Below are 12,359 nucleotides of genomic sequence, written 5' to 3'. Positions count from 1 at the left end.
GGAGGATCCGCCTGTGGCGGGCGCGCTCGCCACTATCATGGGGGGGGCGTGGCACTCAACATGACGACAGGACGGGCAGCTGACTCGAGTCAGCTGCGTCCTTCGACGGTGCTGGCCAGTCACCGCCATGCCGTGCTGCGGCTTGCGCGTCGCCACCGCGCCGGGAATGTTCGCGTCGTCGGGTCCATCGCCCGTCGTCAAGATGCCGCAGGAAGCGATGTCGACCTGCTCGTGTCGTTTGCCCATGATGCGTCGGTCTTCGATCAAGCTGAGCTCATCGAGGATCTTCAGGATCTTCTTGGCGTTCACGTCGATGTGATCAGTGACGGCGGCCTCAACGCCGCCCACGAGTCCGTCCTCCTCGACGCGCGACCGCTCTGAGCACAGGGGACTCCGGTGACGGATCGTGCGGAGCGAACCGCCCACCGCTACCACGCAGTGGACTACGCCATCTTGTGGAATGCGCTCGCGGAGCGGTTGCCGTCTGACGTTGCCGCTGTCCGCAAGATTCTTTCGACCCTCCCCGACGCCTGAACCTTCAGGACAAGACCAGCGTTGTCGGTGAGCAGCCGTCGCGGTCCTGTCCTTCCCGTCGAAGGGGCCGGAACTGGTCAGTCCCACTCGATGACGACCTTGCCCGAGGCGCCCTCGGCGGCCACGGCATACGCCTCGCCGGCATCGGCGAGGGAGAAGCGATGGGTGACCACGCGTTCGGGACGCTCGCCCCACCGGTCGAGGAGGTCGAGCAACTCGGCCATGTGACCGAGCGAGCTGACCCACGAGCCGAGCAGGCTCGCCTGCTTGTGGATGAGCAGGTCCGAGACCGCGAAGTCGATGCGGCCGCCCTCGCCGACCATGACGCAGCGACCTCGTGTGGCGGTGTGCTCGAGCGCGGCGTGCCGCGCAGCCGGGTGGCCGCTGCAGTCCATGGTCACCTCACAGCCCCGCCCTTCGGTGGCATCGCCGACGGCAGCGGCGAGGTCGTCCGGATTGGTGACGACGACGTCGACGAGGTCGAGCTGCGTTGCGAGAGAAGCGCGTTCGGCGTTGGGTTCGAGGCCGATGATCGTCGAGGCACCCAAGTGCCGCCCCAACATGGCGGCGGCGAGACCGACCGGGCCGAGTCCTTTGACGAGTAGCCGGTCGCGTCCGCTCACCTTCCCGCGCAGCAGTCCTTCGTATGCCGTCCCGAAGCCGCACGAGACCAGCGCACCGTCGACGTAGGAGAGGCTGTCGGGCAGGCGCAGGCACGAGATGGCCTCGGCGAGCATGTAGTCGGCGTGGCCGCCGTCGCGTTGCCATCCGTGGGCGGCGCGGCTCGGTGACGTGCATCCGATGGGGTAGCCGATGCGGCACTCGTCGCAGGACCCGCACCCGGTGATGTGGTAGACCGCGACCCGGTCGCCCACCTCGAGAGTCGTCACGCCGGGGCCGAGCTCGACGACCTCTCCAGCGGGCTCGTGGCCGGCGATGACGCCCTGGTACGCCTCGGCGCCGTGCCCGAGGTGCTCGCGGTAGATCGCGCGGATGTCGCTGCCGCAGATCGAGGAGGCCCGCATGCGCAGCAGGACCTGACCGTGTCCGGGGGCGGGGACGTCGACGGTGACGTGCTCGACGGTGCTGTCGCCGGGCAGGCGCACGCCGCCCATCTGCACGGGGAGGGTCATGTGCCCATCGTCGCGCATGGTCACGCGAAGCATGGGCCCCATGCAGTCGCTGTGGTTTTCCTGTGTGCTAGCACGGCGTGTCGGGTGGATGGTCGGTGTGTTTGGTCACGTTTTGGTCACGGCTGCTGCCCCGGGTGGCGGGGGCGTGGGGGGTGTTGCATGGTTCTTCCGGGTTGGCCCTGATGGGGGGCTGCATGACGAGATGGGTTGGGCCAATGGAGGCTCGTTCGCGCTTCTTTGAGTCGTTGTATCGGGGTGGGTTGCTGCGGCCGTGGTTGCGGGGTGTGGGGTATGCGGCGTCGGCAGCGTTGGTGGTGACGATTGCGCCGGTCGCGGATGCGTCCCCGTCGGCGGCTGCTGTTCCCGGGCGGGCGGCCGTGGTGGCGAAGGCGCCGGCGGTGAAGGTGAGCTCGCGCCCGGATGTGGTTAGTGCGCGGGTGTCGGCGCGGGCGCAGGGGTCGCGGGTTGAGGTGGAGGGGTTGCGGGATGAGGTGTCGTCGACGTTTGTGAATCCGGATGGGACGTTGACCACGGAGCAGCATCTGGGACCGGTGCGGTTCAAGGACCCGAAGGCGAAGGATGCGAAGAAGGCCGCGTGGGTGAACGTGGATTTGTCGATGGAGCCCAAGTCCGATGGCACGGCGGGGGCGACGGGTCACCCGGGCGGGCTGTCGGTCGCGGGCAAGACCGCTGGCGCCGGTAAGGGCTTGGGGTGGGGTGCCAGGGGCGGGTCGGGCACGGACGCCGCCGCGGTCGACGAGCGCTCTGGTCGCAGTGTCGCGTTGGGGTGGCCGGGGGTGTTGCCGGCGCCGGTGCTCAAGGGTGAGGTGGCGACTTACCCGGACGTGACGCCAGGTGTGGATTTCGTGGTGTCCTCGCGCCGGTCGGGGTTCGAGTCCGATGTCGTGGTCAAGACCGCGGCGGCGCGGGATGCGTTGCTGGCGAAGTCGGCGGCGGGTGCGGATGTGGCGTTCTCGTTCCCGGTGAAGACGAAGGGTTTGACGGCGCGCGGCGAGAAGGACGGCAGTGTGTCCTTCGTGGACGCCAAGGGGAAGGTGGTGTCCTCGTTCGCGGCGCCGTGGGCGTGGGATGGTGCCGTGGATGAGAAGTCCGGCAACCGGGTGAACCAGACACCGGTGGCGATGTCGGTGGCGCAGCAGGGCAAGGGTCGGGCGATGTTGACGTTGTCGGTGGCTCGGGAGTGGTTCGCTGCGAAGGATCGGGTGTTCCCGATCACGGTGGATCCGACGTATGCCTCGGGTGGGAACACGGTGACGAGTTTTGACACGTTTGTGTCGAAGTCGTATGCGGAGTCGAAGACGCCGCAGACGATGACGGAGCTGCGGGTGGGGACGTATAACGGTGGCGGTGATGTGGCGCGGTCGTATCTGAACTTCCCGATTTCGGGGTTGCAGGGTAAGGACATCACGGCGGCGTCGTTGTCGTTGTATGAGTTTCATTCGTATTCGTGTAGTGCGCGTACGTTCTCGGCGTACAAGTCGGGGGCTGCGGGGACGGGGACGACGTGGGGGAACCAGCCGGCGCAGTATGAGCTGGCGGGGTCGGTGAATGTGGCGAAGGGGTTCAGCTCTTCGTGTGCGGCGGGGCGGGTGTCGGTGCCGATCACGCCGGTGGCGCGGTCGTGGTCGACGACGGGGTGGCAGAACGGGTCGCTGAAGCTGTCGGCGTCGGAGACGGACTCGTATGGGTGGAAGAAGTTCTACTCGTCTGAGTCGAGTCAGGACCCGTACATCACGTACACGTACAACCGGAAGCCGAACGCGGCGGCGACGCCGACGGTCGCGGCTCCGGCGAACACGTACGTGCCCCCGGGGGCGAGTGCGGGTTATGTGTTCACGAGGGACACCAAGCCGTCGTTCACGTCGTCGGCGACGGATCCGGATGGTTCGCAGGTGCGGGTGACGTTCGAGGTGCACAAGGACACGTCGGGCAACACGCGGGTGACGTCGTGTGAGTCGGGGTTGGTGGCGTCGGGGGCGTCGGCGTCGTGTGAGGTGCCGACGGCGTTGGCGGAGAACACGTCGTCGCAGCCGGCGTACTACGTGCGGGCTGCGGTGCGTGATGACCGGGGTTTGTGGAATGGGACGTGGTCGCCGTGGCGGACGTTCTATGTGCAGACCACGGCGCCACCGGCGGCGGGGGTGTCGTGTGACCGCGGGTACGCCAATGGCACGTGGACCGATGAGGACCCGGCGGGGACGGTGACGTGCAAGGTCACCGCTGCGGGTGTCGCCGGTGGGTACCGCGCGCCGGGGTACCTCGATGTCACGCTCGACGGCCTCGCGCAGCCCAGGAAGACGATTACTGCGACGAACGACGCCTCGGTGGTGCAGGCGACGTACACGTTCCCGGCGTCGAGCCGCGGCTACCACGAGGTCAAGGTGACCCCGGTCGGCCGGTCGCTGGTGCCGGGGCCGGTGACGTCGTATGGGTTCGGGTGGGGCAGTGCGTCGTTGTCGCTGCCGACGGCGGGCACGTCCTCGTCGGGCAAGATCCGTGTCGCTGCGGGCGGACCGCCCAGGGGTGGCGCGAGCAGTGTGTCGGCGAAGGTGCAGTGGCGGGTCGCGGGCTCCGGCAACGAGGCCGACGGCTGGACCGACGCCACGGGTGAGGCCGCGTCGAAGCCGGTCACTCCGGGCTCGAGCAGTGCGCCGGCGGCGTACGCGGTGAACTTCGACCTGACCAGCGCGGTGCGCGAGGCCGGTAAGAGTGAGGATGTGCCCTCACGCACGCCGGTGCGGCTGGATGTGCAGGTCTGCTTCACCTACACCGGCGGCGCGAACGGGACGCAGTGCACCTGGTCGCAGTCACCGATGACGGTGACGCGGTTGCCGCACGCGTTCGGTGCCGGCTACCCCGTCGCGGAGGCCGGCCCGGGACAGGTCGCCCTGTACACCGGTGAGGTCGCCATGTCCGGCACCGACGTCAGTGTGCCGGGGTACACCGGGGACATCTCGATCTCTCGCTCGCACGCAAGCTTCAATGGTGACGGCACCACCAGCAACTGGCCGAGCGACCCGGTGACCGGGGTGTTCGGGCCGGGGTTCACCGCGAACCTCGAAGGCTCCGACGCGGGCCTGGCCGGCATGGCGGTGGTCGACAACACCCGCGTCGATGGGTCGATCGTGTTCATCGACGGCGAGGGCGGTGACCCGCTGGTCTATGTGAACCCGGCCGGGACCCGCACGTACGCGCCGTCGGGCACGACCTACCTTGCGGGCACGGACGAGACCGACACCTCCGGCACGGTGCTGAAGCTGACCGGGACCGGCACGTCCACGGTGCTGACGTTGACCGAGGAGGACGGCACGTACACGACGTTCAAACCCACCACGGCGCCGTCGACCACGTCGGTGACGGTGTGGCGTCCGGACGCGATCGGTGAGCCGGGCCAGTCCGGGCGCACGACGTTCGGGTCCGACCCGGGCACGGGGCGGGTGACGCGGATCGTGGCCCCGGTCCCGGACGGGATGGCCGGCACCTCCTGCCCCACCACCGGCGCCTTGGTGAAGGGGTGCCGCGCCCTGGACATCACCTACGCGGCCTCGACGACCGCGACCGCGACAGCGGCGGGTGACTTCGCGGGTCGGGTGAAGCAGGTGACTGCTCAGCTGTGGGATCCGGCCACGGGAGCGATGAAACCGGTCGTGGTCGCGGTGTACTCCTACGACGCGTTGGGGCGTCTGGTGAAGGTCACCGACCCCCGCTCCGGCCTCGGGACCGCGTACACGTGGGCTGGCACCAGCACCAGGATCGCGTCCGTCACTAGCGCGGCCCTGGCGGGCACGAAGCTCGCCTACGACGGTGAGGGGAAGCTGACGCAGGTCTCCCGCGAGGCACCCACCTCTGGTGGCGCGGACGTGGTCACGAGCCGGTTCGTGTACGGCGTCCCGGTCTCCGGCACCGGACTGCCGGATGTCTCGGACGCGGTCGGGGACTACCGGCAGGCGAAGAACCCGGTGACCGGGTTCGCGGTGTTCGGGCAGGACTACACCGGCCCGGTCACCGGGACGTCCGTGGACTGGTCTTATGCGGACCTGTCCTATGTGGACGCGCTCGGGTACACCGTCAACACCGCGAGCTATGGCGCGGGCCAGTGGCTGGTCACGTCGAGCGACTACGACGCCAACGACAACGTCATCCGCACCCTGGACGCGTCCGCGGCGGCGACCGCCCGGGCGAACCCGGGCTGGTCCGACGAGCAGGTTGACGCCCTCTCCACACAGACCCTGTACAACACCGAGGAAAAAGACGGGGACAAGGTGATCCTGCCGGCCGGGTCACGCGTCACGGACACCTTCGCCCCCGCCCGCGTGGTGGCGCTGGCTGACGGGAGCACGGTGCGGGCCCGCCCCCACACCAAGACCGTCTATGACGAGGGCGCCCCGAACGGCGGCATCAACCCCGCCACGGGGCAGCGGTACTCGCTGCCCACGACCGAGACCACCGGCGTCGCCGGCGGTGCCGCCGTCGCCGGGGCTGCCGACATTGAGGTGTTGTCGACGACGAAGACCGAGTACGGCAAGCTCAACCCCGCCGACACCAGTGAAGGTGACGGCTGGACCCTGGGGACCGCGTCCCGGGTCACCACCGTCAACCCGGGCGACACGGCTCAGAACATCGTCAAGGTCACCCGCTACGACACCATGGGCCGGGTCACCGACACCCGACAGCCCCTCTCGAACGGTGCCGATGCGGGCACGACGAAGACCGCCTACTACACGACCGCCGCGCAGGCCGCACCGAACGCCGCCTGCGGCGGCAGGCCGGAGTGGGCCGGGTCGGTGTGCCGCACCTACCCCGCCGCGCAACCGGCCGGGGTCACGATCCCCGACACGACGGTGACGAAGTACTCGATGTGGCTCACCGCCGCGGAGGAGAAGGAAACCTCCGGCAGTAGCGTGCGGACCACGACGACGACGTTCGACGCCGCCGAACGCCCCGTGGCGTCGAAGACGGTCGCGACCGGGATGGCCGGACAGTCCGCGGCGTCGGCCCGGCCGGGCACGTTTACGAGGTACGACCCGGCCACCGGGCTGGTCGCGTACACCGGCAACCTCAACGCCGCCGGCAGCGACGCCGACACGACGGGGCGGACCACGTCCACGTACGACCGGTGGGGCCGAGTGACCCAGCAGGTGGGGGATGCCGGCACGGTCACCACGAGCTATGACGCTGCCGGGCGCGTCAAGTCCGTCACGGACGCCAAGGGCACCACGACGATGGGGTATGACGGGGAGGGTGAACGCCGCGGCCTGGTCACGTCACTGACGGTGACCCGTGGCGGGTCCGCGGGGACCCTCACCTATGGCGCGACGTATGACGCGGACGGGAACATGACCCGCCAGGTCTTGCCCGGGCGGTTGACGCAGGTCACGACGTATGACGAGGCCGGGGAGCAGACCGGGCTGTCCTACCTGGGACAGGTCACCCCTGTCACCGCCTCCACGGACCCCGACACCGGCGACACGATCTGGACGCCGGGCACGCCGGTGCAGGACCAGCCGTGGCTGACCTGGACCAGCATCTCCGACGGCGCCGGCCGTACCCGCGTCGAGAACACCGGCGATGGTGCCGGGTTCGACAGCGACGGTGACGGGGTCACCGAGATCGGCGACGTGCAGCCATGGACCGCGCAGGCCGCAGGATCCGGCACCGGGTACGGGCGCGAGTACACCTACGACTTCGCGGGACGGTTGAGCTCGGCCCAAGCGTCCGAGTCGGTCACCGACAGTAATACTGGTGAGGTGACAGCCTCCTGTGCCACGCGGGCGTACACGTTCGACGCCAACGGGCGCCGCACCGCCAAAGCCACCACCACCCACGAAGGCGGGGACTGCACGGCGGCCGGCACGACCGCGACGGTCACGACGCGTGGCTGGGACAGCGCGGACCGGCCCACCACCGGCAGCAACGACAACGGCACCTACACCTACGACACGTTCGGGCGGCAAACCACCATGCCCGCCGCTGACGCCCCCGACCCGTCGCGTGGGAATGTGACGTTGGGGTACTTCGACGACGACCAGCCCCGCTCAGTCTCTCAGGGCGACACCTCGACGGTCTTCACGTTGGACGCCGCAGGGCGCCGCTCGACCCAGACCACCACGGACGCCTCCGGCACCACGAAGACCACGCGGAAGTACACCGACGACTCCGACAACCCGGCCTGGGCCGAGACCACGAGCCCGGACGGGCAGACGTCGACGACCCGGTTCACCGAGTCCCTCGGCGGAGACCTGTCCGCCACCATCAACGACGACGGCGGACTCAGCCTCTCCCTGGCCAACCCCCACGGCGACATCGTCACCACCGTGGACATCCCCGCCGCCCAAACCAGTGACGCGGCCACCACGAGCATCACCGGCTGGGCCAGCTACGACGAGTACGGCAACCAGAACAACCCGGCAGCCGCCGACGCCGTCGACGGACCCCTCGGCTACGGATGGCTCGGAGCCAAACAACGCTCCACCACGTCAGCCACCGCCGGACTCACGCTGATGGGAGTCAGGTTCTACAACGCAGTGAGGGGCCTGTTCACCAGCCTCGACCCCGTCCCCGGCGGTAGCGCATTCGCCTACGACTACTCCAACGCCGACCCCATCAACCAGACCGACCTCGACGGCCAAAAGCCGTGGTGGAAGCGCAAGTCATTCTGGCGGAAAGCTGGCAAGGCGGCACTCTGGGGATCAATGTTCGTCCCTGGGCTGGGCGCGGCCGGCCTTGCTGTCCGTGGTGGGCTTATGGCTTATCGCGGTTACAAAGCGTACAGAGCAGGACGGTCTGCGTACCGTGTTGCCTCTCGGGTTGATCGCGTCAGAAGTTTTGTCCGCGATGGAAACCCATACCTTCGAATCGGGCGCTCACAGGGTAAGGGCGAGTTCCGCGTTTCATGGGGAAACACGAGGCGAAAGTGGCTAAAGTCCTCCGGGGGAGAACGTAAGTTCACTCGATTCCATGGGCACGTGTCAGGCCGGACTTGGGGCGTAGACTTCCATACGAAGCGCTACACATACTCCCGATACAAGGGCGAGAGGTGGAGACGTTGGAACTAGCGAACGGGAGACAGTCGCCCGGCCCATTAGAGCCTGAAGCGATGGTGCACTTCTTGGCTGCAGCTTGCTCCAAGCTCAGTCTCGACATGACCCTCAAGCCATCTCGCAGTTCGACTCTTTATCCAGCCGTGCGCATTTCTGCGACGCGCTCTGATCGTTGGGTGGATGTTGACTTGGGCGATGAAGTTTTCATCGTGCGAGTCGATCTCGGTTACGGATATTCTGTCAGCGAATGGTCGGCGGAGGAACAAAAGGAACTGCTCGCTGAGATCGTTGACATTTCCAGGCAGTATGTGGAGGGCAGCTTTCGAATAGAATTCAAGAAAGGGCTCTTCGGACGAAGACGGTCATTCATGGCTATCAATGTGCATTCCAAGAAATTCATCTTGTCGAAGCGTGGCTAGCATGCGTGCGATGGCCGACATCGTGCAGCTTGCCCTAGATGGTGAGTCTCAGCCACACCGCCACGTCAACCGGATCATGGGGGTCATAGTGTTGTACACAGCGTCTACGCCGCCGGCAGCGACGCCGACACCGCGGGGCGGACCACGTCCACGTATGACCGGTGGGGCCGGGTCACCTCCCAGGTGGGGGATGCCGGGACCGTCACCACGAGCTATGACGCTGCCGGGCGCGTCAAGTCCGTCACGGATGCCAAGGGCACCACGACGATGGGCTACGACGGCGAGGGTGAACGCCGCGGCCTGGCCACGTCACTGACGGTGACCCGTGGCGGGTCTGCGGGGGCGCTGACCTATGGCGCGGCCTATGACTTGGATGGGAACATGACCCGCCAGTCCCTGCCTGGGCGGTTGACGCAGGTCACGACGTATGACGAGGCTGGGGAGCAGACCGGGCTGTCCTACCTCGGACAGGTCACCCCTGTCACTGCCTCCACGGACCCCGACACCGGTGAGACGACCTGGACGCCGGGGACACCTCAGCAGGACCAGCCGTGGCTGACCTGGACCAGCATCTCCGACGGCGCCGGCCGTACCCGCTTCGAGAACACTGGTGATGGGGCTGGGTTCGACAGCGATGGCGACGGGGTCACCGAGATCGGCGACGTGCAGCCGTGGACCGCGCAGGCCGCAGGAGCAGGTACCGGGTACGGGCGCGAGTACACCTACGACTTCGCCGGACGGTTGAGCTCGGCCCAGGCTGCCGAGTCCGTCACCGACAGTGATACTGGTGATGTGAGCGCGACCTGTGTGACGCGGGCATACACGTTCGACGCCAGCGGGCGCCGCACCGCCAAAGCCACCACCACCCATGAGGGTGGGGACTGCGCGGCGGCTGGCACCACCGCGACGGTCACGACGCGCGGCTGGGACGGCGCGGACCGGCCCACCACCGGCAGCAACGACAACGGCACCTACACCTACGACACGTTCGGGCGGCAAACGACCATGCCGGCCGCTGACGCCCCCGACCCGTCGCGTGGAAATGTGACGCTGGGGTACTTCGATGACGACCAGCCCCGCTCAGTCTCTCAGGGCGACACCTCGACGGTCTTCACGTTGGACGCCAATGGGCGCCGCTCGACCCAGACCACCACGGACGCCTCCGGCACCACGAGGACCACGCGGAAGTACACCGACGACTCCGACAACCCAGCCTGGGCCGACACCACGAGCTCGGACGGGCAGATGTCGACGACCCGGTTCACCGAGTCCCTCGGCGGAGACCTGTCCGCCACCATCAACGACGACGGCGGCCTGAGCCTGTCCCTGGCCAACCCCCACGGCGACATCGTCACTACCGTGGAGGTCCCCGCCGCACAAGCCGCGGACGCGGCCGCGACGAGCATCACCGGCTGGGCCAGCTACGACGAGTACGGCAACCAGAACAACCAGACAGCCACCGACGCCGTCGACGGACCGCTGGGGTACGGCTGGCTTGGAGCCAAACAACGCTCCACCACGTCCGCCACTGCCGGACTCACCCTGATGGGGGTGCGGTACTACAACGCCGTGCGTGGCCTCTTCACCAGCCTGGACCCCGTCCCCGGCGGCAACGACAGCGCCTACACCTACCCCAACGACCCCATCAACAAGTTCGACCTCGACGGGCGCAAGTGGGGGTGGCTGAAAAAGGCGGCCAAGTGGTCTGGAGTTGCGGCGATGGGCGTTTGCATAATTGCTTCCGCAGGAGCTTGTGCACTGGCTGGTGCAGTGGCGGCTGGTTTTAGTATCGCGAACAACTATCGACGCAAGCGCACGGAACGGGGCTATGGGTGGGGGTCCTTTGCTCGTGACTCGATCATTGATGTCCTGGGCGGACGATTCAGTGCAGTTAGAGGTTGGGGTAAGTACATTGGCCGTCACCGAGGTAGTATTCGAGGTCTTTCAAGATTCCTCCCGCGTCGAAGTTACTCCTCGTATCCGAGCGTCCGGGCAGCATACAGGGCCAATCGGCGGCGCATAGTTCGTCGTATTGCCACGCATGCATATTATGGAATCCGCTCCTACACGGGCAGTAACACCTTGGGAGTTCCTCATCCGTACCGAAGGTGGACGGGGTGACCCTAGAAGGCGGCATTTTGCTTGGAGTAGCGATTCTTGCCCTCGCCCTGAGGTATGTTGAGCATCCGGATGTTCCGCGCTGGGCCCAGTTTGCGCCGAGTGTTTCGCTGACGGTGCTCGCCTCTGCCTTTTGGTTGAGACTGGAGGAGCCTTGGATCCCTGGGCTGATCATTCTATGCATGGTCTCAGTATTCGTAACCGGGGCCTACGTGAGGAGAGGGGATGGGGGGCCGGTAGTACCCCTATTTTCACGCTATCTGCAGTATCGGCATGAGCGACGACGTCGTTACTCTCCTGGGGAGTGAGACCTGGCAGCCGCGGACGAGCGAGTTCGCGAGCCTGCCGCTCGCGAACTCGGTTCCCGAAGCCCTCGCTGTCGCTGGCTCGGCCCAGGCTGCGGAGTCGGTCACCAACGCCGATACTGGCGAGGTGATTCCCCCTTGTGTGACGCGGGCGTACACGTTCGACGCCAATGGTCGCCGCACCGCCAAAGCCACGACCACCCATGAGGGTGGGGACTGCGCTGCTGCCGGCACGACCGCGACCGTCACGACGCGTGGCTGGGACGGCGCGGACCGGCCCACCACCGCCGCGGACGACAACGGCGCTTACACCTATGACACGTTCGGGCGGCAAACGACCATGCCGGCCGCGGACGCCCCCGACCCGTCGCGTGGGGATGTGATGCTGGGGTACTTCGATGACGACCAGCCCCGCTCAGTCTCTCAGGGCGACACCTCGACGGTCTTCACATTGGACGCCAACGGTCGCCGCTCCACCCAGACCACGACCGACCCCTCCGGCACCACGAGGACCACGCGCAGGTACACCGACGACTCCGACAACCCGGCCTGGGCTGAGACCACCACCCCGGACGGGTCCACGTCGACGACCCGGTTCACCGAGTCCCTCGGCGGTGACCTGTCCGCCACCATCAACGACGACGGCGGACTGAGCCTCTCCCTGGCCAACCCCCACGGCGACATCGTCACCACCGTGGACGTGCCCGCCGCACAAACCGCCGACACGGCCGCCACCAGCATCACCGGCTGGGCCAGCTACGACGAGTACGGCAACCAGAACAACCCGGC

General features: G+C 67.4%; 6 protein-coding genes. 5 read left to right on the top strand and 1 reads right to left on the bottom strand.

What is annotated here, in order from left to right; all coding sequences use genetic code 11:
* Nucleotides 1–48: 48 nt before the first annotated feature.
* A complete protein-coding gene (locus BCF74_RS10760) occupies nt 49–381 on the top strand; it encodes a nucleotidyltransferase family protein (RefSeq protein ID WP_245889303.1) in 333 nt (110 codons plus the stop codon).
* A gap of 230 nt (nt 382–611) precedes the next feature.
* Here BCF74_RS10760 and BCF74_RS10755 read toward each other — a convergent pair whose 3' ends face one another.
* Nucleotides 612–1,667: a zinc-dependent alcohol dehydrogenase family protein gene (locus BCF74_RS10755; protein WP_218279249.1), complete on the bottom strand. Its 1,056-nt coding sequence runs from the start codon at nt 1,665–1,667 to the stop codon at nt 612–614.
* Nucleotides 1,668–2,191: 524 nt separating this feature from the next.
* On the opposite strand from BCF74_RS10755, the gene BCF74_RS10745 reads away from it, so the two are divergent.
* The 4 genes from BCF74_RS10745 to BCF74_RS10735 all read left to right on the top strand — a co-directional run.
* Entirely contained in the window at nt 2,192–8,743 is a 6,552-nt protein-coding gene (locus BCF74_RS10745; RefSeq protein WP_146132933.1) for an RHS repeat protein, read from the top strand.
* An 86-nt stretch (nt 8,744–8,829) separates the two neighbouring features.
* Nucleotides 8,830–9,147 carry a hypothetical protein gene (locus tag BCF74_RS17080; protein ID WP_170070217.1) on the top strand — a complete coding sequence of 106 codons (318 nt, stop codon included), beginning with the start codon at nt 8,830–8,832 and terminating at the stop codon, nt 9,145–9,147.
* Between the two features lie 267 nt (nt 9,148–9,414).
* Entirely contained in the window at nt 9,415–11,268 is a 1,854-nt protein-coding gene (locus BCF74_RS10740) for an RHS repeat-associated core domain-containing protein (RefSeq protein WP_245889302.1), read from the top strand.
* 270 nt (nt 11,269–11,538) lie between these two features.
* Nucleotides 11,539–12,359: hypothetical protein (locus tag BCF74_RS10735; RefSeq protein ID WP_218279248.1), on the top strand; the 821-nt coding region annotated here is incomplete at its 3' end.

Origin of the sequence: Knoellia remsis, from assembly GCF_003002895.1 — a bacterium.
GTDB classification, from domain to species: Bacteria; Actinomycetota; Actinomycetes; order Actinomycetales; family Dermatophilaceae; genus Knoellia; species Knoellia remsis.
The sequence above is the reverse complement of the archived record's forward strand: the minus strand, read 5'-3'. Positions and strand labels throughout refer to the sequence as shown.